This window comes from Acinetobacter gyllenbergii (genome assembly GCF_001682515.1).
GTDB classification, from domain to species: domain Bacteria; phylum Pseudomonadota; class Gammaproteobacteria; order Pseudomonadales; family Moraxellaceae; genus Acinetobacter; species Acinetobacter gyllenbergii.
The window spans coordinates 67,539-90,045 of the sequence record NZ_KV575271.1; the positions used below are offsets into that span (position 1 = coordinate 67,539).

Here is a 22,507-nt window from a genome sequence, read left to right on the forward strand (position 1 = left end):
GATTATAAAGATTGTCTACAATCAAGCTGTCATACCATGGTCGTAGTATTAAAACTATAAGGCTGCCCAATAGACCAAAGCGCAGGGCTGAATAATGAGTTTGAATATTGTTAATTTATTGTTTTTTATATTTTTATATAAGATTTTTGCAAGTGTGTTGATCAGCAAGTTGGTTATATCGCGCTAGTCGAATTGGCAGCACCAGTCAGATTTATTGTCGACAATCCTATTGCATTTTTTCTTTTATCTGGTTATAAAATCATAAAAATTGTAGAGATTGTCGACAATATGCAAGATACCCTTGTTCCTCAAGCCTTCAGCACCAGTCAGGGAATGACCCTGACGGAACACGTATTTAAGCAAATTCAGTCGGCAATTGTGTTAGGGCATATTCCTGCGGGCAGCAAGATTTCAGAACCTGAACTCGCGCGTATTTATGGCATCAGTCGCGGGCCGTTACGTGAGGCGATTCATCGTCTGGAAGGGCAGAAACTGGTGGAGCGAACTGCGCATGTCGGTGCCCGTGTGGTATCACTGTCACTGCAACAGTTTCAAGAGCTGTATCAAATTCGTGCCTCTTTAGAAGGCTTGGCCTGCAAACTGGCTGCCCAGCATATTGATAAAAAACAGATTCTGGCCTTGCGTGATGTATTGCGTATGCATGCCGAGGATGAAAACTTTAAAGCAGGTAAGGGTTACTATCTGCAAGAAGGTCAGGATGATTTCCATTACTGCATTATCAAAAGCAGTGGCAATAAAACCTTAGAAAAAATGTTATGCGATGAGCTGTATCACCTCATTCGGATGTATCGAATCCAGTTTTCAAATACCCCAGATCGCCCGAGCAAAGCTTGGGATGAACATATCCGTATATTAGATGCGATTGCTGAAGGTGACGGTGAACTCGCCGAAATGCTAATGCACCGTCATATCAATGCATCTTACAAAATTGTTGAGCAAACATTGCTACAAAATCAAGGAGAACAACAACATGGCTAAACAGTCTGCTGGTCAGCTATTCCGCGACGCGGTCGCAAATGAAAAACCATTACAAGTGGTCGGTGCGATCAATGCCAACCATGCGTTATTGGCAAAACGCGCTGGCTACAAGGCGATCTATTTGTCAGGTGGTGGTGTGGCTGCAGGTTCTTTGGGCTTACCTGATTTAGGTATCAGTAACCTTGATGATGTATTGACCGATGTACGCCGTATTACTGATGTCTGTGATCTGCCGTTATTGGTCGATGTGGATACAGGTTTCGGTGCTTCCGCGTTTAATATCGCACGTACCACCAAGTCGATGATCAAGTTCGGTGCTGCTGCAATGCATATCGAAGACCAAGTCGGTGCTAAACGTTGTGGTCACCGTCCGAATAAAGCCATCGTAACTCAACAAGAAATGGTCGATCGTATTAAAGCCGCAGTCGATGCACGTACCGATGACAGCTTTGTGATCATGGCACGTACCGATGCACTTGCAGTTGAAGGCTTACAAGCTGCAATTGACCGTGCAGGGGCGTATATCGAAGCAGGTGCAGACATGCTGTTCCCAGAAGCGATCACTGAATTGGCCATGTATAAGCAATTTGCGGAACTGACTAAAGTGCCCGTTTTAGCCAATATCACCGAATTTGGTTCAACGCCATTATTTACTACGGAAGAATTGGCTTCTGCCGATGTCAGCATTGCGCTCTATCCACTGTCTGCATTCCGTGCCATGAATAAAGCAGCAGAAAATGTTTATGAGACTTTGCGTAAAGAAGGCACGCAAAAGAATGTGGTCGATACCATGCAAACCCGCCAAGAACTGTATGAACGCATTAACTACCATGCGTTTGAACAATATCTTGATGGAACTTTTGCGAAGAATAAATAAGTAAACCCTTAATTCATAAGAATTTAGGTTGAAATTTGCTATGCAGAAAAGTCATCTGCAACCTGCGTGGTTTAAACAAGATATTGTTTCTGCGATAGATTGATTAAATGGTGTTATTGGACAGGTTTTGCAGATGACAATGGTTTTGCCTACTTTTCCCGAAAGAAAAGTAGGTCGAACCGAAGGTTTATCCTGAAACAGGATGAGAACTCGGCACGACTCCGTTGAGTTGCTCAAAAATAAATTAAATAGATAGAAAAGGACAATCTTATGAGCAGTAATGAAACGCCAACAGGCTTCAAACCAAAAAAATCAGTTGCACTCAGCGGACAAGTGGCAGGCAACACTGCACTCTGTACCGTAGGCCGCAGCGGCAACGACTTACACTACCGCGGCTATGACATTCTTGACCTTGCCGTCGGCAGCCAGTTTGAAGAAGTGGCACACCTTTTGGTACACGGCAAACTTCCAAATAAAGCCGAACTCAAAGCTTATAAAGCAAAATTAAAAGCGCTGCGTGGCTTACCCGCAGCATTGAAAACAGCACTTGAGCAACTGCCACCATCTGCACACCCAATGGATGTGATGCGTACTGGCGTCTCTGTATTGGGTTGCTTAACCCCAGAACATGAAGACCACAACGAAGCGGGCGCAAAAGACATCGCTGATAAATTGATGGCAAGCTTGGGTTCAATGTTGTTGTACTGGTATCACTTCAGCAACAACGGTCGTCGTATTGAAGTTGAAACCAATGATGACTCGATTGCTGCACATTTCTTGCATCTCCTTCATGGCGAAGCGCCATCGGAAGAATGGATTCAAGCGATGCACACTTCTTTGATTCTGTATGCAGAGCATGAGTTTAATGCATCGACCTTTACTTCACGTGTGGTGGCAGGGACAGGTTCAGACATGTACTCAGCAATCACAGGCGGTATCGGTGCGTTACGTGGACCTAAACACGGTGGTGCCAATGAAGTGGCGTTCGTGATTCAACAACGTTATGACAATGCAGATGAGGCAGAAGCGGATATCCGTAGCCGTGTTGAGAAAAAAGAAGTGGTGATTGGCTTTGGTCACCCAGTTTATACCGTTTCTGATCCACGTAACGAAGTGATCAAGCAAGTGGCGCGTGAACTTGCTGAAGCACAAGAAAATACCAAGATGTATGTGATCGCTGAACGTTTAGAAGCCGTGATGAAAGAAGTGAAGAACATGTTCCCGAACCTCGACTGGTTCAGTGCGGTGAGCTATCACTTGATGGGCGTTCCAACGGCAATGTTCACGCCATTATTCGTGATTGCACGTACTGCGGGTTGGTCTGCACACGTGATTGAACAGCGTCAGGACGGTAAAATCATTCGTCCAAGTGCCAACTATACCGGTCCTGAAAATCTTGAATTCAAACCATTGGCGGAGCGTGGTTAATGAACACAAAATATCGTAAACCGCTGGCAGGTACCCAGCTCGAATATTATGACGTGCGTCAAGCCGTTGAAGATATTCAGCCAGGCGCATACGAAAAGCTGCCATACACCTCGAAAGTGCTCGCTGAACAGCTGGTGCGTAAAGCGGATGCCGAGAATTTAACGGCCTATTTAACCCAGTTGATCGAACGCCGTCAGGATCTCGATTTTCCATGGTATCCAGCACGTGTGGTCTGTCATGACATCTTGGGTCAAACCGCATTGGTGGATCTTGCAGGTCTGCGTGATGCGATTGCAGACAAAGGCGGTGATCCTTCCAAAGTAAATCCTGTGGTTCCAACCCAGTTGATCGTGGATCACTCTTTGGCAGTTGAATTCGGTGGCTTTGACCCAGACGCGTTTGAGAAAAACCGTGCAATCGAAGACCGTCGCAACGAAGACCGTTTTCACTTTATTGAGTGGACTAAAACCGCTTTTAAAAATGTTGACGTGATCCCTGCGGGTAACGGCATCATGCATCAGATCAACTTGGAGAAAATGTCTCCAGTGATTCAAAACCGTGATGGCTTAGCGTTCCCTGATACCTGTGTCGGTACCGATTCACATACCCCACATACTGATGCGCTTGGCGTGATTTCAGTCGGTGTAGGTGGCTTGGAAGCTGAGAACGTCATGCTCGGTCGTGCGTCTTGGATGCGTCTTCCAGACATCATCGGGGTTGAGTTTGTCGGTCAGCGTCAAGCAGGCATTACTGCAACCGATATCGTATTGGCATTGACTGAGTTCTTGCGTAAAGAACGTGTCGTTGGTGCTTACCTAGAGTTCTTTGGTGAAGGTGCTGACAGCATGTCTGTGGGCGACCGTGCCACCATCTCAAATATGACGCCTGAATATGGCGCAACTGCGGCGATGTTCTATATCGACCAGAACACCATCGACTATTTACGTCTGACCGGTCGTGAAGATGCGCAAGTGGCTTTGGTTGAGCAATATGCCAAAGAAATTGGTCTTTGGGCATCAGATATGACCCAAGCTGAGTACCCACGTGTACTTCGTTTTGATCTTTCAACGGTGACGCGTAACATTGCAGGACCATCAAATCCGCATGCACGTGTCTCTACCGCTGATTTGAAAGCCAAAGGCATTGCAGGGAATTTAGAGCTTGCCAAGGCACAAGAAGCAGAAGGTTTAATTCCTGATGGTGCTGTGATTATTGCTGCAATTACCTCATGTACCAATACTTCTAACCCTCGTAACACGGTTGCTGCAGGTCTATTGGCACGTAAAGCCAATGAACTCGGCTTGGTACGTAAACCTTGGGTAAAATCTTCATTTGCACCAGGTTCTAAGGCAGCTGCGCTGTATCTTGAAGAAGCAGGCGTGTTGGGTGATCTTGAGAAACTTGGTTTTGGTATCGTCGCCTATGCATGTACTACGTGTAATGGGATGTCAGGCGCACTTGATCCTGTGATTCAACAAGAAATCATTGAGCGTGACTTGTATGCGACTGCGGTACTTTCGGGTAACCGTAACTTTGATGGCCGTATCCATCCCTATGCAAAACAAGCGTTCTTGGCATCTCCGCCGTTGGTTGTAGCCTATGCGATTGCAGGAACCATTCGTTTTGACATCGAAACAGATTCGCTTGGAAATGACAAAGACGGTAATCCAATTTACCTGAAAGATATCTGGCCTTCGGATGCTGAAATTGATGCGCTCGTCAAAGAAGCCGTGAAGCCTGAACAGTTCCGTAAAATCTACATTCCAATGTTTGATTTGGGTGTTAATGAAGAAGCGGCGAGCCCACTATATGATTGGCGTCCAATGAGTACTTATATTCGCCGTCCTCCATACTGGGAAGGTGCGTTGGCTGCACCACGTACTTTAGCCAACATGCGTCCGCTTGCGATCTTGGGTGACAACATCACTACCGATCACTTGTCTCCATCGAATGCGATTGTGTTAGACAGTGCTTCTGGTGAATATTTGGCGAAAATGGGTGTGCCTGAGGAAGACTTTAACTCTTATGCAACCCATCGTGGTGATCACTTAACCACACAACGTGCCACCTTTGCCAACCCGAAACTATTTAATGAAATGGTGGTTCGTTCAGACGGCAGCATTAAGCAAGGTTCAAAAGCACGTGTTGAGCCAGAAGGTGAAGTGATGCGGATGTGGGAAGCGATTGAAACCTACATGAACCGTAAGCAACCATTGATCATTGTTGCGGGTGCGGATTATGGTCAGGGTTCAAGTCGTGACTGGGCAGCGAAAGGTGTACGTCTTGCAGGTGTGGAAGCGATTGTTGCAGAAGGTTTTGAGCGTATTCACCGGACTAACTTAGTCGGTATGGGCGTTCTACCGCTTGAGTTTAAAGCTGGTGTAAACCGTAAGACCTTAAAGCTAGATGGTACTGAGCTGTATAGCGTAATTGGTAATATTGCGCCACGTTCGACGTTAACTTTAGTGATCGAACGTGCCACAGCGGATGGTAAGGAAGAGATTGTTGAAGTGCCTGTGACTTGCCGCCTAGATACAGAAGAAGAAGTTTCTGTGTATGAAGCGGGTGGGGTATTACAGCGTTTTGCACAAGACTTTTTAGAAGGTCAAGTGGCGTAATACTTTGATCTGAAAGTGATTGATATTGTTTAAAAAAAGCCCTACATTTATGTAGGGCTTTTAAATTTTTTATTAATGATATGGCAAAAAAAAAGATTTTAACAATAGGATTTTTTCTTTATGGAGATGATTCTGAATACTGTGAGTATAGTTCGGAAAATTCTTTGTTAGATTGGGATATAATTCTGATAAAACCTGATATTAGTGATTATTCTTTTAGAGGGAATGATTATTTTAAAGGTAAAAAAAGTCTTTCTGACCACGACTCTTTTATTCTAAAGTCGAAAACAGAACATTGGAAAAGAGAAATAAAAACAGCAGTTGATCATGGTAAATTGGTTATTTTATTCCTAAATACTCTTCAAGAAGTTTATATAGCTACAGGTGACAAGCAATATTCGGGGACAGGAAAAAATAGACAAGTGACAAGAATTGTAGATATTTATAGTAATTATGATATTTTGCCGATTAAATTAAAAATTACGAATACTAAAGGTAAAGAAATAAAATTAGCTCCTAAAAAATCAGAAGTTATATCTACTTATTGGGCTAGTCTTGGAGAAATTTCATCATATCAAGTGTTTGTTGAAGGGTCAGTTACTCCATGTTTGCAGACTAAACATGGAGATAAAACAGTAGGTTTCATACTAAATTCAAATAATTCAAACGGTACTTTAATTGGTTTACCTGATATAGACTTTTCAAATGAATCATTCTTTGATGAGGATTTAGATGATTGGAGTATAGAAGGTCAACAGTTTTCACATAATTTTATTAAACAAATAGTTAGCTTGGAGAAAAGCTTAAAGCAAGGTAGTGAGCTAACCGTAGAACCAGACTGGGCAAAAAAGGACGAATTTAAACTAGAGGTGGAAATTTCCGCAACAAAAAAATTACTCGTATTAGAAGAGAATATCAATACATTAAATAATAAAAAACAACTGATATTAGATGAGATAGGAGAGTTAAATAAATTAAGAAATCTATTGTTTGAAAAAGGAAAACCTTTGGAATTCGCCATATTAGATGCTTTAAGAACCTTAGGTTTTTCAGTTGCACAATATGAAGATGCAGATTCTGAGTTTGATGCTGTTTTTGAATCAAATGAAGGGCGTTTAATTGGTGAGGTAGAAGGAAAAGATACTAAAGCCATTAATATTGATAAGTTAAGACAATTAGCCTTAAATATTCATGAAGATTTACAGCGGGAAGAAGTCTTAGAGCCTGCCAAATCTGTGCTTTTTGGAAATGCCTATCGATTACTTCCTTTAACTGAGAGAGAAAATCCATTTACAGATAAGTGTATTTCGGCTGCTATGATTAGCTCTACAGCTTTAGTTTTTACCCCTGATCTTTTTTTAGTAGCCAAATATTTAAAGGATAATAAGAATGCCAGATTTGCAACACAATGTAGAAAATCTATTTTAGAAGCGGTCGGACGAGTTAAATTTCCTTCTATCCCCACAAAAAATGGAAATACCCTTTAAGTAATAAAAGATTAGATAATAATTGATATAAATTTTTACTTAAAACTGTCATTTTAAATAACCATAAAAAAAAGCCCAGCATCCTGTCGGGCTTTTTTCATTTGGTTGCTAGATATGATGCCTGCTGTATATCTAGCTCCTGATATATGAACGTCTAATTATTGTTTTATATTTCGAAACAATCTGCGGTGTCTATATGGCTTCACCTTTCCGCCATCACCATCTGTCGGAAAGGTCAATAAATAATCAAAACTATCACGCTATAGTATATATACCATTTCTAAAATCTATGGAGAACAAAGATGGTAACTGCTGGCGAAAAACCTGGAACAGGCTTCTATTTTTGTGTTCAATGCGGACACCGCACCTATTTAGAAATTGGTACTGATCGTTTACCTCCGTGTACCAAATGCCTTGGCAATCAATTCAACAGTAAGAATGCCTAAGCCGCAAAATACCAAACAGTTACCCACTGTTTGAATAAAAGCCCTATCCCTTGATAGGGCTTTTTGTTACCTTAAAAATAAGATGTAAATAACAAGACCTGTCATAGGCATAGAAAGGTAATCCATGATGGAAACAATTTTAGGACTCTGTATTGGCGTTGGGCTCAGCGCAGCTTGTGGCTTTCGCGTCTTTGTTCCCTTGTTGGCCATGAGTATTGCGACCTTATTGGGTTGGTATCAACCTGCTCAAGGCTTTGAATGGTTAGCCATCCCATCAGTCTGTATGGCACTGGGTTTCGCCACCATCTGTGAAATCGCAGCCTACTATGTGCCATGGGTGGATAACTTATTAGATACCATTGCCACACCTGCGGCTGTGGTGGCAGGAACGGTCACAACGATGGCGGTGAGTAGTGGAGAAATGTCCCAGTTTGCCACTTGGGCAGCGGCATTGATTGTCGGTGGCGGAACCGCAGGTGTGGTGCAAATGAGTACCGTAGCAGCACGGGGTGTCTCGACAGCAACCACAGGTGGGCTGGGGAATTTTGTGATCTCGACCGGTGAGTTGATTGGCTCGATCGTATTGTCGATTTTGGCTTTTATCATGCCTGTGCTAATTACCGTCTTGGTGATTGTTTTTATTATTGTTGCCGCACGCTGGATTCGTTCAAAAAAACAAGAGAAACTCAGCCATTCCATATAAATGCAATAAGTCTGATAACAACCTGAATGGTGACATAAAAAGATGATCAAGACGCAAGTGATTGCCGCATTATTCGTATTATCAGGCTTAGCGATACTGCCACAACTCAGCTTTGCTCAAGAACAACCGACAGCGGAAGAGCTTAAATTAGGCCAAGACCAAGTCACGTATCAAGCCTATATCCCTGCAAAATATCGTTTATTTAAAGCCATTAAAGGCGACTTGAATAAAGATGGCATAAACGATGTCGTGCTGATGGTGAAAGCAACCGATCCCAAAGATTTTGTTGAACATGAGTACCGTGGTCGTATCGATATTAACCGCCGCGGCGTGATTGTATTACTCAACGAAAAAGGCACTTACAAGCCGATTGTCAGTAACTTAAGTTGTTTTTACTCGGAAAATGAAGACGGAGGTGTTTATTTCGCCCCTGATATACGCGTAGAAATTAACAATAATGTGCTGAATGTACACTTTGCCCATGGACGCTATGGCTATTGGCGTTATCTATTTCGCTTGGAAGGCAATGATCTACGTCTGATTGGTTATGACAATTCAAGCAATCATGGGCCTTATATTGAAAGCCAAACCAGTATTAACTTTTTAACAGCAAAGAAAGTTATTCGTGACAATTTAAGTCAAGACTTTGAAGGTGAACCAAAATTTAAGGAAAAGTGGAGTAAAATTAATCCAGCCCCAATCTATCTATCGAAAATTAAAGAGTTTGATTATTTAAGTTTTTAAGAACGGGTCACAAGTTTGAAGATTGTTGCCGCAGGTTGAATTCGCGCAAAATGCCAAGAGAAATTCAGTCATTGTTTATAAAAGAAATAGCATGAATAACCACCTGAATGATGAGATAAAAAGATGATAAAGACCCAGCTCATTGCCGCCTTATTCGGCTTTTTAAGCCTATCTGCACTGCCGCAAGTCAGCTTTGCCCAAGAACAACCGACAGAGGAAGAAATTAAATTAGGTCAAGATAAAGTCACCTATCAAGCCTATATCCCTGCAAAATACCAACTCTTTAAAGCCATTGAAGGCGATCTGAATAAAGATGGCTTGAAGGATGTGGTGCTGATCGTCAAAGCCACCGATCCCAAAGCCTTGGTTGAACATGAATATTATGGACATTTAGACCGCAACCGCCGTGGCGTGATTGTATTGCTGAATCAAAAAGGCAAATACAAAGCTGTTGTGAGTAACCTCAGTTGTTTTAGCTCTGAAAATGAAGATGGCGGTGTCTATTTTCCGCCCGAGCTCTGGATGGAAATTAAAAATAATCTGCTGAGCGTTTATTATTCGCATGGACGTTATGGTTATTGGCGTTATCTATTTCGCTTGGAAGGCAATGATCTACGTCTGATTGGATATGATAATTCAAGCAATCATGGCCCGCTCATTCAAAGTGAAACCAGTATTAATTTTTTAACAGGCAAAAAGGTTTTTCGTGAAAATTTAAGCCAAGACCCAGAAAAAGATCCACGGTTTAAAGAAACCTGGAGCAAAATCAATCAGGTGCCCATCTATCTATCCAAAGTGAAGGACTTTGATGATTTAAGTTTTTAAGCACTGACACCTATCGAAAAACCAGTCAGAACAGCGTAAATTAGCGGCACTGACAATATTGCGTTCAAGCTTATGATGCTTACTTGGATTCTATTCACGCTCATGGCTGCATTTATGCAGGCTTGGCGCAATGCATTTCAAAAACAACTCAGTACCAGCGTGGATGTCTATGGCACCACACTTGCTCGCTTTATCTTTTCACCGATCTTTGCTTTTAGCTATTTGGCCTTTCTCTATTGGCATCAGCCTGTCACAACATCGGTGCATTTTTCCGATAAATTCTGGCTGTATATCGTGATTGCAGGCATTAGTCAGATCTATGCCACTGCTCTAATGGTGAAACTATTCCAGCAAAAGAACTATGCCATTGGGGTGGGACTGGCCAAAAGTGAAGCGATCTTGGCCGCTTTGGTCGGTGTTTTGTTTTTACAGGAACATCTCAGCACATGGGGCTGGGTTGGGGTAGCGATTGGTGGACTTGCGGTATTTTTACTGAGCAAAGGCAAGCAACAGTCCGATCTGTCCTTTAAAACCTTGATGATTGGACTTGGGAGTGGCCTGTGTTTTGCGATTACCTCTTTATTGGTGCGCGAAGCCAGTTTAGAACTGAGCATGTTGCCATTCTTACATCGTGCGGCTTGGGTACTGTGCAGTCTGATCAGTTTTCAATGCATCGTACTGTTGGTCTATCTCGGATTTTTCAGCCGCCCGACATTGTTTAAAATGTGGCAACGTGTTGGCTTAACCTTAAGAGTGAGTATCTGTAGCTTTTTGGCGTCCGTTGGTTGGTTTAGCGCCATGAGTATGCAGACTGTGGCGATTGTGAAAACGCTGGGTCAGGTCGAAATTCTATTTAGTCTATTAATCTCAGCCTTCTTTTTTAAAGAAAAGCTCGCCAAAACTGATCATTTAGGCCTGTGGCTGGTGATTGTGGCAGCGATTATGGTGATTTGGGCATAAATCAAAAGTTCTTTTTGAAAAAATACACATGTAAATTTGGATTTATCGGAATTTAAATCGTGGTTCTTTGTTATATATGGGAAATATTTTAACTTTTAGAATAGAGTGTGCAAAATTATTTCATTGATCACCAAAAAAAGCTGTTTTTAGGAAAACAATCCCACCGTGATCTGCCTAAACTATGTCTCAAGGGTGTGAAAGGGATCGAAAAGAGTAGCATGCACCGACGCTTATAAAGCAAGTGTGTACGAACCCAAAAGGTCTCGATTCGGCTTAGGACGCTATAGATCAAAAGTTTATAGGCAAAGGTTATGACTTACAAAGTCATAGGTGTTGAAGTAAACAACCTCTGTTTTCCCTTGATACCCTAAAAAATTTGGTAAATATAAAATCAGCCATCAGGCCTAAATAATAAAAACTAGATCAATAAAACGAAAATTGAATGTGAAGTGAATCCTCAAATCCTGTTATTATGAATATAAGTCGATATTTTTATATTAAAAAACAAAGTGATATAATTGTTCTTATATTAATAAATCAAAAAAATCACAGCAATAGGTCAGTACCATCATGAATGAGTTCGAGCTTAAAATCCGTTATCCACATCAAATGAATCACAATGACATCGATCATGTCGGTCGCTTTGATTTGGCAACGATTTTAACCAAGTTTGACGAGATGACTTGGCGTCAGCAGTTGGTTCGTCAATTACAACTCAATGGTGCCGATACCAGTTTTATTGTCAGCGATCATCGGACAGAACAGACCATTTCTATTACCCTTGATGCCTATGCCAAATCACAGCAGCTTGAATTCAAACTGGACAGTGATATCCCAGTCATCATTCCTAAAAAGGATTTGTTTGGCTTGGTCACACGTAAAAGCAAAGACAGTATTTCGTTTAAACAACTCAGCCTTATCCGAGTCAAAGACTACCTGATTGCGTTTTTAAATCGGGACATTGTCACATTAGAACAACTCTATAAACAAGGCTTGGGCAAAGGACTAAAAACACCATCTTGATCGTGATGGCGATGAGGAAAATCAGCAGTTGCGAAAGCCGTTGACGCAACTATAATCACTCCCCATCCTGTACCCGATTGCATTTGTTCTGTTGCCATGGCTCTAAACGACAATTTTATTTATACCCCGCCACAAGATGCTTTAGAGATCGTCTATGAAGATGACGATTTGCTGGTGATCAATAAGCCTGCTGGGCTATTGTCTGTGATGGGGCGTTTACCTGAACATCAGGACAGTGCCTATTTACGGGTTTTAGAAAAATATCCTGCGGCCAAAGTCACGCATCGTCTGGATATGGCAACTTCGGGCTTACTCATGTTTGCCAAACATCGTGATGCAGAAGTGGCGATCAGTAAAATGTTTCAGGCGCGTACTGTCAAAAAATACTATGTGGCCTTGGTACAGGGACAGATTCAGCGCGAGGGTAGTGTGGAAGTCCCCCTGATCACCGATTGGGAAAACCGTCCGCGTCAGATGGTTCATTTTGAATTGGGTAAGCCTGCCAAGACCTTATTTCAACTGATGCACTATGATGCAGTAACGGATCAAAGTCGTGTTCGCTTAGAACCTGTCACAGGGCGTTCCCATCAACTGCGCGTGCATATGATGCATATCGGCCATCCAATTATGGGCGATAAGCTTTATCATCCTGAGCCCGCCAAATTCCATTTAAAACGCATGGCGCTGCATGCGGCTTATTTGGCATTCCAACATCCACTCAAGCTACATGCAGTTGAAATTCATTCTGAGGTAAGATTCTAAGACAACAATAAATAGGCAAGATCATGTATTCGATTCAACACGCTGGATGGACAGCACTCTCAGAGATACAGCAACGGCAATTAAAAGCGCTGTTATTAGAGGCTGATCCAAGTTGGCAGCAGATCTCAACCTATTTATTGCAGTCGAATCTGTTCTTTATATTGAATGATCAGGCGCAGCTCATTGCACAACTTTGTTTGTTCAAAATAGATGATCAAGCGGAAATTAAAAACCTAGCTGTAGATTCATGTTATCAAGGACAAGGTCTTGCCAAGGCTCTGATTCAATCTGCTATTGCAGAGAGTAAAGGTCAAAATATCCAAATTTTATGGGTCAAAACAGGCAATTCCAGTTTGGATCAATTGGCGCTTTATCAGAAATGTGGCTTTCGTTTGTCGCATATAGAGCCAGACGTATTTAGAGATTATCCAGAACCCATCTATGAACATGGCATTCGCTGTCTCGACCAAGTGGTCCTGCGTCTGGTATTAGATTGAATACAGGCTTCGTCTGTTATTCTTGTTTTTGACTACAATATTTATATTAATGCGTCTAAAAACTGACATAAAAATCGGTTAATCTATAGCCAAATATCAAGTCCAAAACACAACAAAGGATATTTCTATGACACGCGACTATGACCAATTCCCAGATAATGATAATGGCAATGTGCTGTGGCAGATGGTTGAGGATGGCAATGACCTGAGTGAGCCGCATGAAGTCGAATTTTCGATTGTTTTTGAGAAGCAGGAACAAGTTGAAAAATGTGCCTTGCATCTGTTACACCAAGAACAAAAAATTTCTTTTTTTCAGGAAGAAGTCCATTCAGACGGTTCAGATCTGTGGGTTCTGAATATCCATGTGAATATGATTTTGGAATATGAGGATATCGCAGACTTGGAAGAATGGATGACCAAGATCGCTCAAGAGTTCAATGGCGAGTATGATGGCTGGGGCTGTATGAGCTATATTTATGACGAAGATGAATAACCCTTGTTCTGTTGGATAAAAAGCTCTGTTCAGAGCTTTTTTTATTGATTATCAATCAGAGTTTAAACGCCCATATCCAAATATAAAGACTCTTTGACTTCTTCCATCACCACATAGCTATGTGAAGAGGCTGAGGCAGGTAGTTTTTTCAGTAAATCACCTAACAGACGGCGATAGGCACTCATTTCCTTTAAGCGTGCTTTGACCAGATAATCAAACTCACCTGAAATGAGATGGCATTCCAATACTTCGGGGATATCGACTAAATCTCGTGCCACCTGATCAAATACATCACCCGATTTGGCCGAGAGCTTGATCTCCAAAAACACCAACAAGTTGCGATCCACATATTCAGGATTGAGTCGGGCGTAATAGCCCATGATGATACCTTCACGTTCCAAACGTTTGACCCGTTCTGAGCAGGGGGTGGTAGACAGGTTGACCCGAGATGCCAACTCACTGATGGCAATCCGGCCTTCACGCTGCAAAATGTCTAAAATCAGGCGATCAATACGGTCTAATTTACGCATCATTTATTTCCTTTTATTTTCATTTTTTCGTGACGAAAATATGAAATTACCTAGATTATACCCATAAAATCAGTGAAAAAAACTATTGATCCAAAAATATACTAGTTAAATAACCTAGTGTGTGCTTGAGGGATCTATTATGCGCGTAATCGTTTTAGGAAGTGGCGTCATCGGTGTGGCAAGTGCCTATTATCTTGCACAACAAGGTGCGCAAGTGACGGTACTTGACCGTCAATCAGGACCTGCCAAAGAAACCAGTTTTGGTAATGCAGGTCAAATCTCCCCAGGATACTCAACCCCGTGGGCAGCACCGGGTATTCCATTCAAAGCCGTTAAGTGGATGTTCCAGCATCATGCGCCATTAGCCATCAATATTGATGGCAGTATGTGGCAGTTGCAGTGGATGGCACAGATGCTAAAAAACTGTAATCCACAAAGCTATGCAGTGAACAAAGAACGCATGATGCGTGTGGCAGAATACAGTCGTGACTGTTTACGTGATTTAAGAGCAGAAACCGGCATCAACTACGAAAACCGTTCAAAGGGCACCTTACAAGTGTTCCGTAGCGATGCACAACTTGAAGCGGTACAACGTGATATTCAAGTATTGCAAGAATGTGGTGTCGACTTCGCGTTATTGAATGCCCAAGAATTGGCGAGTGTAGAGCCAGCTTTAGCCCATACCGATAAACTGGTCGGTGGCTTACATTTACCCAATGACGAAACGGGTGATTGCTATTTATTTACCAATGCCTTGGCAAAGCTTGCGCAAGAGTTGGGTGTGGAATTCAAATTCGATCAAAATGTCGAAAACCTGATTGTTGAAGGCGATGAAATCAAAGGCGTCAAGGTCAATGGTGAGGTTCTCACTGCGGATCGTTATGTCTTGGCCTTTGGCAGTTATTCGCGTGATTTCTTAAAACCATTGGAACTGAATTTACCAGTTTATCCAGTCAAAGGTTATTCACTGACGATTCCGATTGTAGAGCCAAAATTTGCACCACAATCTACGGTCTTGGATGAAACCTACAAAGTTGCGATTACCCGTTTTGATCAACGTATCCGCGTTGGGGGTATGGCAGAACTCAGTGGTTTTAATCTCGGATTGAATCAAGATCGCCGTGCCACCTTGGAAATGGTGACTCAGGACTTGTTCCCAGGTGGTGATCTCGCTCAGGCTTCATTCTGGACAGGCCTACGTCCAATGACCCCAGACAGCACGCCGATTATTGGTGCAACTCAGTACAAGAACCTGTTCCTGAATACGGGACACGGGACTTTAGGTTGGACCATGGCTTGTGGTTCAGGCAAATTGATCAGTGATCTGGTTATGAACCACCGTCCTGACATCAGTACCGATGGTTTGTCGATTCAACGTTATTCACACGCTGCTTAATTGCACAGACAAGGAAGTGAATTATGCCTCGTCCAATTACTGCAGTGATCCATGCCCAAGCCTTACGCCAAAATCTCGCGGTGGTGAGGCAAGCAATGCCAAACAGCAAAGTGTTTGCGGTGGTTAAAGCCAATGCTTATGGGCATGGCATTGAACGTGTTTACGAATCTTTTAAAAGCGCCGATGGTTTTGCCTTGCTCGATCTGGACGAAGCTAAACGTCTGCGGGCTTTGGGCTGGACAGGGCCGATTTTATTGCTGGAAGGGATTTTCTCTGCCCAAGACCTGTTTGATTGTGCTCAATACCAACTCAGTTTTACCGTGCACAATACGCAACAGGTGGCGTGGATACAGCAGCATGCTTATCCAGCCCAGTTCGATATTTTCCTCAAAATGAATAGTGGTATGAACCGTTTAGGTTTCAAGCCACCGCAATATCGTGACATTTGGCAGCAGCTCAGCCAGTCGAACAACATTGCCAGCATCACCCATATGATGCATTTCTCCGATGCCGATGGTGACCGTTTTGGTGAAACAGGTATTGACTATCAACTGCAGCAGTTCGACGCCGCGATTGCAGGTTTGCCTGGGGAAAGATCGGTCAGTAACAGTGCTGCAATCTTAAGATATCAAACTCAACTACAGTCGGACTATGTACGTGGCGGCATCATGCTGTACGGCAGTTCTCCCGATTATCCCACGCATACGATTCAGGACTGGGGTCTTGCGCCGAGCATGAGCTTGCGCAGTGAAATTATTGCCGTGCAACAGCTCGATGCACAGGAAAGTGTTGGCTATGGTTCCAGCTATGTGGCCGAGCAACCGATCCGAATTGGCATTGTGGCCTGTGGCTATGCCGATGGTTATCAACGCATTTCAGCAACAGGCACCCCAGTTTTGGTCAATGGGATTCGTACCCAAATCATTGGACGGGTCAGCATGGATATGTTGGCCGTAGACCTCAGCCCGATCAGCGATGCCGATGTTGGCAGTGAAGTGGTGCTTTGGGGCCAGTCCAGTTCAGGCTCAGTTTTAGCCATTGATGAGGTGGCAGCAGGTTCAGGCACTATCGGTTATGAACTGATGTGTGGCGTGACTGCACGTGTTTCATTTATTACTCAGGAATAAGGATTTCTTATGTCTCATTCAGATATTCAAAAGCTCAATACCAATGAAGTGATGAGTGCTGTAACGGTATTCAATAAGGTGGTGTATTTATCAGGTCAGGTGCCTAAAAATGCGGACCTAGATATTGAAGGGCAAACCCGTGAAATACTTGCAACCATCGAACAACTACTCGTTTCAGCAGGGACGGATAAATCACGTTTATTGTCTGCGCAATTATTTTTAAAAGATCTTTCAGACTTCCCTGTGGTCAATACCATTTGGATTGACTGGTTAAAAGGTCATGTTGCACCTTCGCGCGCGACTATTCAGGCAGACTTGGTCAATCCGAAGTGGTTAATCGAAATTGCAGTCGTTGCAGCACAAAAATAAAGCGATCCGCTTTATTTTTGTTTAAAAAATATAAAAAAAGAAGAAAAGTAACGTATTTGCAGTAGATAAAACGTAGTCAGATACGTATTTTCTTGCAATCGAAATGAGTCAGCCGTCTTTAAAAGACAGCTAGGGTATGGCGTATAAATCAAGGCTGACTCATTTAGGAAAAAAGTAAAAGGAACTTTATATGACGGTTACATCTCAACAGTCAGAAGGCGAACAGTCGCCCAAAGACTTACAACGTAAACTCTCCAATCGCCATTTGCAGTTAATCGCCATCGGCGGTGCAATTGGTACGGGCCTATTCATGGGCTCAGGCAAAACCATCTCTTTGGCAGGCCCATCGATTCTGTTTATTTACATGATCATTGGGGGCATGTTTTTCTTTTTAATGCGTGCAATGGGTGAGTTATTACTTGCCAACCTGCATTACAAATCCTTTGTCGATATGGCGCATGATCTGATTGGACCATGGGCAGGTTATTACATGGGCTGGACCTATTGGTTGGGTTGGGTGCTGGTCGGGATTGCCGATCTGGCTGCCGTAATCAATTATCTCACCTTTTGGTTGCCCGAAGGCACCATGTTTACTCCAATTGGACAGGCCGCCATTAGTGCAGGCTGTGTATTGTTTGTGCTGTTCTTAAACCTGCTCACCGTGCGCCTATTTGGTGAAATTGAATTCTGGTTTGCCCTGATCAAGATTTTAGCGATTATCGGTTTGATTGGTGTTGGTGGTTATATGATCTTTAGCCATTTCCATGCACCGCATGGTGCTGTCGCTTCGCTCAGTAATGTTTGGTCGCATGGTGGTATGTTTCCAAAAGGTTTGGATGGCTTCTTGGCTGGTTTTCAGATCGCAGTCTTTGCCTTTGTCGGTGTGGAATTGATAGGAACTACCGCTGCTGAAACCAAAGATCCGCATAAGAATTTACCAAAGGCGATTAATGCGATTCCGATTCGGATTATTTTGTTCTATGTGTTGGCCTTGTTGGTGGTGATGTCAGTGACACCTTGGAACATTATCCGTGCCGATAAGAGTCCATTTGTCGAGTTGTTCCTGAATGCAGGGATTGTGACCTCAGCGATCATCATGAATTTGGTCGTCCTGTCTTCAGTGATGTCTTCCATGAACAGTGGGGTGTTCTCGACCAGTCGGATGCTGTTTGGTTTATCTAAAGATGGTCAGGCACCCAATGCCTTTGGTCGTTTATCCAAAAGTGCCGTGCCTGCCAATGGTCTGATCTTCTCGTGTGTGTTCATCATGGGCGGGGCGGTGTTGCAATACTTTGTGCCGAATACTCTTGAAGCCTTCACTTTAGCCAGTTCACTGTGTGTGATTCTATTCATTAGTGTCTGGAGTCTGATCATGGTGTGTTATCTGCGCTACCGTAAATTACGTCCAGAACTGCATGCACAATCAAAGTTTAAAATGCCGGGTGGTGTATTCATGTCTTATATGGTGATTGCCTTCTTGTTATTTGCTTTGGTGATTTTGGCACTTGAGCCAGATACCTTAAAAGCCCTGTATGTTAGCCCATTGTGGGTGGTTATTTTGGCAGTGACCTACCAACTGATGTATAAACCCCGCATGAAAAAATTGGGGCGTGAATTGACCCAATAGCCTATGCTGATAGGAGTAAAAAACCGATCTCCATTGATCGGTTTTTTATGGTCTAGCGATTGTGTTTAATCCACCAATAAATGCTGATATTGATCGGCCTGTTTACGTAGATAATCCCAGACCAGTTTAATACGGGGTTCATGTTGCAAATCGACAAAGGTCAGCATCCAAAAGGTATGGGTATAGCGCACCTGTTGCTCTAATACAGCTTCAAGCTCGGGTTTATCATCGGCCAAAAACTTGGGCAAAATGGCCAATCCTGCACCTGCACTTACGGCAATTTGTTGGGCTAAAATACTACTGCTGCGGAAGTTGGCATTCAGTTTCAAAGGTAAACGTTCCAGACAATATAGCTCAGGGCTATAGACCAGATCATCAATATAATTAACAAAACGATGTGGGGTTAAATCCTGCAAATGCCGAATTGGTGGATGCTGAGACAGATAGCTTTTGCTGCCGTAAATTTTTAAACAATAGTCGGACAAGCGCGTGATGATATAGGGCCCTGAAGTTGGGCGCTCAATTGAAACCACAATATCGGCTTCACGATGCGACAGTTTGATCATTTTCGGCACGGGAATCAGGTCAATGGTCAGCAATGGGTATTGCATGGAAAACTCGGCCAGTAAGCGTGCCAGAAAGGCGGTGCCGAAGCCTTCAGGTGTGCCAATTCGCACACGACCTTGCAATGGCTGATCGGGCTTTTCAATTTGCAGAAAGGCATATTCCATTTGCTCAACCCGTGGCACTAACGCCATGCCTTCCAGCGTCAGCTCATAGCCCGAGGCTTCACGTTTAAATAAGGTCACTCCTAAAGTTTGTTCTAAGGCTTGAATCCGCCGTGCCACGGTACTGTGTTCCACCCCGATAATCCGTGCCGCATTGGTCAATGTTTTGGTGCGTGCCAGTACTAAAAAAAACTGTAGATGATCCCAATCCACTTTCATTGTTATGGTCTTCCTTGTGCATATTTGCACAACTATCGTGCATTAATTTGCGTTGGTGGTCAAAGCTTTCTTTGCTAGTCTCGAATAAAAGCTGAATAAAGAAAATACGACGATCGATATTTTCTGAACACTGAACACAATAAAAATACGGCCTATGGAGAGGTTATGAACACAATCCAAAATATTCAACTGGAAACAGCCAAGTTACTTATTGATGGCCGTTTTATCGAATCTGAAACCCAGCAATGGCAAGACATTATTAATCCTGCTACACAGGAGGTGATTGGTCGTGTGCCATTTGCGACGGTGCAGGAAGTTGATGCAGCGATTCAGTCTGCACAAGCCGCGTTTGCGTCTTGGCGCCAAACCCCGATTCAGACACGTATGCGTATCATGCTGAAACTGCAAGACCTGATTCGTGCCAATATGAAAGCAATTGCACAGGTGCTGACGGCTGAGCAAGGTAAGACTTTGGCCGATGCAGAAGGTGATATTCAACGTGGTCTGGAAGTGGTTGAGCATGCCTGTTCGGTCGGTACTTTGCAGATGGGTGAATATGTTGAAGGTGTGGCGCGTGGCGTCGATACTTATACCGTACAGCAGTCTTTAGGCGTGTGTGCAGGGATTACCCCATTTAATTTTCCAGCCATGATTCCATTGTGGATGTTCCCCATGGCAATTGTCTGTGGCAATACTTTTGTGTTGAAGCCTTCTGAACAAGATCCGCTTTCGACCATGATGTTGGTGGAACTTGCGATTCAGGCCGGTATTCCAGCAGGGGTGTTGAATGTGGTGCATGGCGGTAAAGAAGTGGTTGATCGCTTGTGTACGCATCCAGAGATTAAAGCCATTTCCTTTGTCGGTTCGACCGCAGTGGGCACCCATGTGTATAACCTTGCAGGGCAACATGGCAAACGTGTGCAATCGATGATGGGTGCGAAAAATCATGTGGCGGTAATGCCCGATGCCAATAAAGAACAAACCTTAAATGCTTTAGTCGGTGCGGCATTTGGTGCAGCAGGGCAACGTTGTATGGCGTTGTCGGTCGCCGTGATGGTTGGTGAAAGTAAACACTGGATTCCCGAGTTGGTTGAAAAAGCCAAAACCTTAACCGTGAATGCAGGCCATGAACCAAATACCGATATTGGCCCTGTGATTTCAAAACGTGCCAAAGCCCGTGTACTGGATTTGATTACTAGCGGGGTCGAGCAGGGTGCAGAACTATTGCTGGATGGTCGTGATGTTCAGGTGTTGGGTTATGAGGACGGCAATTTTGTCGGTGCGACCATCTTTAGTGGTGTAAGCACGGATATGCGGATTTATAAAGAAGAAATCTTTGGACCTGTACTGGCGATTATTTGTGTCGATACGCTTGAAGAAGCGATTGCGCTGATCAATGCCAATCCATTTGGTAATGGTGTCGGTTTATTTACGCAAAGTGGTGCGATTGCGCGTACTTTCCAGAACCTGATTGATATCGGCCAAGTTGGTATCAATATTCCAATTCCTGTGCCTGTACCGTTTTTTAGTTTTACCGGTTCACGTGGTTCAAAACTGGGTGATTTAGGCCCTTATGGTAAACAGGCGGTGCAGTTCTATACTCAAACTAAAACCATTACCAGCCGCTGGTTTGAAGACAGCCACGAAGTGGGCAGTGTCAACACCACCATCAATTTACGTTAAGGGGATCATGGATGAATATCGCCTTTATCGGTCTAGGCAATATGGGCGGCAAAATGGCCCAAAACCTACTCAAAGCAGGACTAACCGTCTATGGGTATGACCTCAGCGAAGTGGCCATTCAGCACTTTGCCGAGGCGGGTGGTGTAGTGTGCGACAGCCCTCAAGCGGCTGCCAAACAAGCCGATGTGCTGATCAGTATGTTACCTGCGGCCAAACATGTCAAAGAAGTCTATCTCGGTGAAAATGGCGTACTTGAAGTACTGAAAGCAGGCAGCTTATGTATCGATAGCAGTACCATTGACCCACAAACCATCAAGGACATTGCAGCGGTTGCCCAAAGTAAAAATATCCATATTTGCGATGCGCCTGTTTCAGGCGGCACCATTGGCGCACAAGCAGGGACTTTGACTTTTATGGTCGGTGCCAATGACCAGACTTTTGATGAAGTCAAACCTGTACTCAGTCACATGGGCAAAAACGTGGTGCATTGCGGCGAGGTGGGTGCAGGTCAAATTGCCAAAATCTGCAATAACCTGATTCTCGGAATTTCTATGGCTGCCGTGGCCGAAGGCATGGCGCTAGGGGCCAAACTGGGCATTGATCCAAAAGCCTTGGCTGGGGTGATTAACACCTCAAGTGGTCGTTGCTGGAGTTCTGAAGTCTGTAATCCATGGCCACAGATTAATGAAAATGCACCTGCTTCGCGTGGCTATCAAGATGGTTTTGCCACGCAGTTGATGTTGAAAGACTTGGGTCTTGCAGTAGAAGCGGCAGGGCAAGTCAAACAACCGATTGTGTTGGGTGGGATGGTGCAGCAGCTGTATCAGCAAATGTGCATGCGTGGTAACGCGCATCTCGATTTTTCCAGCATTATTCAGCAATATCTGCCGCCAGAGGCATAACAGCTCAAGCCAAAGGATGGCTTTTATCAAAAAATTAAACCCTGTCATGAATAACAATCAAAGC

Annotated in this window: 22 protein-coding genes; 20 read left to right on the forward strand and 2 right to left on the reverse strand. The window is 43.6% G+C overall.

Going from position 1 to position 22,507, the window contains the following annotated elements; translation table 11 throughout:
• Nucleotides 1–288: 288 nt before the first annotated feature.
• From NG55_RS19040 to NG55_RS19100, 14 genes are all read left to right on the forward strand, one after another.
• On the forward strand, nucleotides 289–999 hold the full coding sequence (locus NG55_RS19040; RefSeq protein WP_065344169.1) for a GntR family transcriptional regulator: 711 nt from the start codon (nucleotides 289–291) through the stop codon (nucleotides 997–999).
• A complete protein-coding gene (gene prpB, locus NG55_RS19045; protein ID WP_016542523.1) occupies nucleotides 992–1,876 on the forward strand; it encodes a methylisocitrate lyase in 885 nt (294 codons plus the stop codon). Before NG55_RS19040 ends, prpB begins: the two co-directional genes overlap by 8 nt.
• Nucleotides 1,877–2,146: 270 nt before the next feature.
• The gene (prpC, locus tag NG55_RS19050) at nucleotides 2,147–3,304 is read left to right on the forward strand and encodes a bifunctional 2-methylcitrate synthase/citrate synthase (RefSeq protein ID WP_004656677.1); all 1,158 of its coding nucleotides are present in this window, start codon (nucleotides 2,147–2,149) and stop codon (nucleotides 3,302–3,304) included.
• A complete protein-coding gene (acnD, locus tag NG55_RS19055) occupies nucleotides 3,304–5,922 on the forward strand; it encodes a Fe/S-dependent 2-methylisocitrate dehydratase AcnD (RefSeq protein ID WP_065344124.1) in 2,619 nt (872 codons plus the stop codon). Before prpC ends, acnD begins: the two co-directional genes overlap by 1 nt.
• Nucleotides 5,923–6,002: 80 nt before the next feature.
• Nucleotides 6,003–7,409 carry a hypothetical protein gene (locus tag NG55_RS19060; RefSeq protein WP_065344125.1) on the forward strand — a complete coding sequence of 469 codons (1,407 nt, stop codon included), beginning with the start codon at nucleotides 6,003–6,005 and terminating at the stop codon, nucleotides 7,407–7,409.
• Between the two features lie 302 nt (nucleotides 7,410–7,711).
• Nucleotides 7,712–7,855: a zinc ribbon-containing protein gene (locus tag NG55_RS20745; RefSeq protein WP_004637424.1), complete on the forward strand. Its 144-nt coding sequence runs from the start codon at nucleotides 7,712–7,714 to the stop codon at nucleotides 7,853–7,855.
• 127 nt (nucleotides 7,856–7,982) lie between these two features.
• Nucleotides 7,983–8,558, forward strand: coding sequence for a DUF4126 domain-containing protein (locus NG55_RS19065; RefSeq protein ID WP_032865809.1), 576 nt, complete (start codon nucleotides 7,983–7,985; stop codon nucleotides 8,556–8,558).
• A 42-nt stretch (nucleotides 8,559–8,600) separates the two neighbouring features.
• On the forward strand, nucleotides 8,601–9,302 hold the full coding sequence (locus tag NG55_RS19070) for a hypothetical protein (RefSeq protein WP_065344126.1): 702 nt from the start codon (nucleotides 8,601–8,603) through the stop codon (nucleotides 9,300–9,302).
• A gap of 123 nt (nucleotides 9,303–9,425) precedes the next feature.
• A complete protein-coding gene (locus NG55_RS19075; RefSeq protein WP_065344127.1) occupies nucleotides 9,426–10,127 on the forward strand; it encodes a hypothetical protein in 702 nt (233 codons plus the stop codon).
• A 72-nt stretch (nucleotides 10,128–10,199) separates the two neighbouring features.
• Nucleotides 10,200–11,087 (forward strand): DMT family transporter, encoded by an 888-nt coding sequence (locus NG55_RS19080; RefSeq protein WP_016660536.1) that lies wholly within the window; start codon nucleotides 10,200–10,202, stop codon nucleotides 11,085–11,087.
• Between the two features lie 570 nt (nucleotides 11,088–11,657).
• The gene (locus NG55_RS19085; protein WP_065344128.1) at nucleotides 11,658–12,110 is read left to right on the forward strand and encodes a hypothetical protein; all 453 of its coding nucleotides are present in this window, start codon (nucleotides 11,658–11,660) and stop codon (nucleotides 12,108–12,110) included.
• 96 nt (nucleotides 12,111–12,206) lie between these two features.
• On the forward strand, nucleotides 12,207–12,872 hold the full coding sequence (locus NG55_RS19090; protein ID WP_065344129.1) for a pseudouridine synthase: 666 nt from the start codon (nucleotides 12,207–12,209) through the stop codon (nucleotides 12,870–12,872).
• Nucleotides 12,873–12,895: 23 nt separating this feature from the next.
• Nucleotides 12,896–13,369 (forward strand): GNAT family N-acetyltransferase, encoded by a 474-nt coding sequence (locus NG55_RS19095; RefSeq protein ID WP_065344130.1) that lies wholly within the window; start codon nucleotides 12,896–12,898, stop codon nucleotides 13,367–13,369.
• A gap of 127 nt (nucleotides 13,370–13,496) precedes the next feature.
• Complete coding sequence (locus NG55_RS19100; RefSeq protein WP_016542535.1) at nucleotides 13,497–13,862, forward strand: ribonuclease E inhibitor RraB; 366 nt, start codon at nucleotides 13,497–13,499, stop codon at nucleotides 13,860–13,862.
• Between the two features lie 62 nt (nucleotides 13,863–13,924).
• On the opposite strand, the gene NG55_RS19105 is transcribed toward NG55_RS19100, so the two are convergent.
• Entirely contained in the window at nucleotides 13,925–14,392 is a 468-nt protein-coding gene (locus NG55_RS19105) for an Lrp/AsnC ligand binding domain-containing protein (RefSeq protein WP_004773316.1), read from the reverse strand.
• A gap of 139 nt (nucleotides 14,393–14,531) precedes the next feature.
• Here NG55_RS19105 and NG55_RS19110 point away from each other — a divergent pair, with 139 nt between their 5' ends.
• The 4 genes from NG55_RS19110 to NG55_RS19125 all read left to right on the forward strand — a co-directional run bounded on the left by NG55_RS19110 (nucleotide 14,532) and on the right by NG55_RS19125 (nucleotide 18,911).
• Nucleotides 14,532–15,788, forward strand: a complete 1,257-nt coding sequence (locus tag NG55_RS19110; protein WP_065344131.1) for a D-amino acid dehydrogenase — start codon at nucleotides 14,532–14,534, stop codon at nucleotides 15,786–15,788.
• Nucleotides 15,789–15,811: 23 nt separating this feature from the next.
• Nucleotides 15,812–16,915 (forward strand): alanine racemase, encoded by a 1,104-nt coding sequence (gene alr / locus NG55_RS19115; protein ID WP_065344132.1) that lies wholly within the window; start codon nucleotides 15,812–15,814, stop codon nucleotides 16,913–16,915.
• Between the two features lie 9 nt (nucleotides 16,916–16,924).
• A complete protein-coding gene (locus NG55_RS19120; protein WP_065344133.1) occupies nucleotides 16,925–17,284 on the forward strand; it encodes a RidA family protein in 360 nt (119 codons plus the stop codon).
• Nucleotides 17,285–17,474: 190 nt separating this feature from the next.
• A complete protein-coding gene (locus NG55_RS19125; protein ID WP_065344134.1) occupies nucleotides 17,475–18,911 on the forward strand; it encodes an amino acid permease in 1,437 nt (478 codons plus the stop codon).
• Nucleotides 18,912–18,976: 65 nt separating this feature from the next.
• Here the strand turns inward: NG55_RS19125 and NG55_RS19130 are convergent, their stop codons facing one another.
• Complete coding sequence (locus NG55_RS19130) at nucleotides 18,977–19,858, reverse strand: LysR family transcriptional regulator (protein WP_065344135.1); 882 nt, start codon at nucleotides 19,856–19,858, stop codon at nucleotides 18,977–18,979.
• Between the two features lie 165 nt (nucleotides 19,859–20,023).
• Here NG55_RS19130 and NG55_RS19135 point away from each other — a divergent pair, with 165 nt between their 5' ends.
• Nucleotides 20,024–21,541 (forward strand): CoA-acylating methylmalonate-semialdehyde dehydrogenase, encoded by a 1,518-nt coding sequence (locus tag NG55_RS19135; protein WP_065344136.1) that lies wholly within the window; start codon nucleotides 20,024–20,026, stop codon nucleotides 21,539–21,541.
• Between the two features lie 11 nt (nucleotides 21,542–21,552).
• Nucleotides 21,553–22,443, forward strand: a complete 891-nt coding sequence (gene mmsB / locus NG55_RS19140; RefSeq protein WP_065344137.1) for a 3-hydroxyisobutyrate dehydrogenase — start codon at nucleotides 21,553–21,555, stop codon at nucleotides 22,441–22,443.
• The last annotated feature ends 64 nt before the right edge of the window (nucleotides 22,444–22,507 follow it).

Coding starts and splice junctions, on each gene's coding strand:
- NG55_RS19040 (WP_065344169.1), top strand. CDS start 289: ATGCAAGATACCCTTGTTCCTCAAGCCTTCAGCACCAGTCAGGGAATG.
- prpB (WP_016542523.1), top strand. CDS start 992: ATGGCTAAACAGTCTGCTGGTCAGCTATTCCGCGACGCGGTCGCAAAT.
- prpC (WP_004656677.1), top strand. CDS start 2,147: ATGAGCAGTAATGAAACGCCAACAGGCTTCAAACCAAAAAAATCAGTT.
- acnD (WP_065344124.1), top strand. CDS start 3,304: ATGAACACAAAATATCGTAAACCGCTGGCAGGTACCCAGCTCGAATAT.
- NG55_RS19060 (WP_065344125.1), top strand. CDS start 6,003: ATGGCAAAAAAAAAGATTTTAACAATAGGATTTTTTCTTTATGGAGAT.
- NG55_RS20745 (WP_004637424.1), top strand. CDS start 7,712: ATGGTAACTGCTGGCGAAAAACCTGGAACAGGCTTCTATTTTTGTGTT.
- NG55_RS19065 (WP_032865809.1), top strand. CDS start 7,983: ATGGAAACAATTTTAGGACTCTGTATTGGCGTTGGGCTCAGCGCAGCT.
- NG55_RS19070 (WP_065344126.1), top strand. CDS start 8,601: ATGATCAAGACGCAAGTGATTGCCGCATTATTCGTATTATCAGGCTTA.
- NG55_RS19075 (WP_065344127.1), top strand. CDS start 9,426: ATGATAAAGACCCAGCTCATTGCCGCCTTATTCGGCTTTTTAAGCCTA.
- NG55_RS19080 (WP_016660536.1), top strand. CDS start 10,200: ATGATGCTTACTTGGATTCTATTCACGCTCATGGCTGCATTTATGCAG.
- NG55_RS19085 (WP_065344128.1), top strand. CDS start 11,658: ATGAATGAGTTCGAGCTTAAAATCCGTTATCCACATCAAATGAATCAC.
- NG55_RS19090 (WP_065344129.1), top strand. CDS start 12,207: ATGGCTCTAAACGACAATTTTATTTATACCCCGCCACAAGATGCTTTA.
- NG55_RS19095 (WP_065344130.1), top strand. CDS start 12,896: ATGTATTCGATTCAACACGCTGGATGGACAGCACTCTCAGAGATACAG.
- NG55_RS19100 (WP_016542535.1), top strand. CDS start 13,497: ATGACACGCGACTATGACCAATTCCCAGATAATGATAATGGCAATGTG.
- NG55_RS19105 (WP_004773316.1), bottom strand. CDS start 14,392: ATGCGTAAATTAGACCGTATTGATCGCCTGATTTTAGACATTTTGCAG.
- NG55_RS19110 (WP_065344131.1), top strand. CDS start 14,532: ATGCGCGTAATCGTTTTAGGAAGTGGCGTCATCGGTGTGGCAAGTGCC.
- alr (WP_065344132.1), top strand. CDS start 15,812: ATGCCTCGTCCAATTACTGCAGTGATCCATGCCCAAGCCTTACGCCAA.
- NG55_RS19120 (WP_065344133.1), top strand. CDS start 16,925: ATGTCTCATTCAGATATTCAAAAGCTCAATACCAATGAAGTGATGAGT.
- NG55_RS19125 (WP_065344134.1), top strand. CDS start 17,475: ATGACGGTTACATCTCAACAGTCAGAAGGCGAACAGTCGCCCAAAGAC.
- NG55_RS19130 (WP_065344135.1), bottom strand. CDS start 19,858: ATGAAAGTGGATTGGGATCATCTACAGTTTTTTTTAGTACTGGCACGC.
- NG55_RS19135 (WP_065344136.1), top strand. CDS start 20,024: ATGAACACAATCCAAAATATTCAACTGGAAACAGCCAAGTTACTTATT.
- mmsB (WP_065344137.1), top strand. CDS start 21,553: ATGAATATCGCCTTTATCGGTCTAGGCAATATGGGCGGCAAAATGGCC.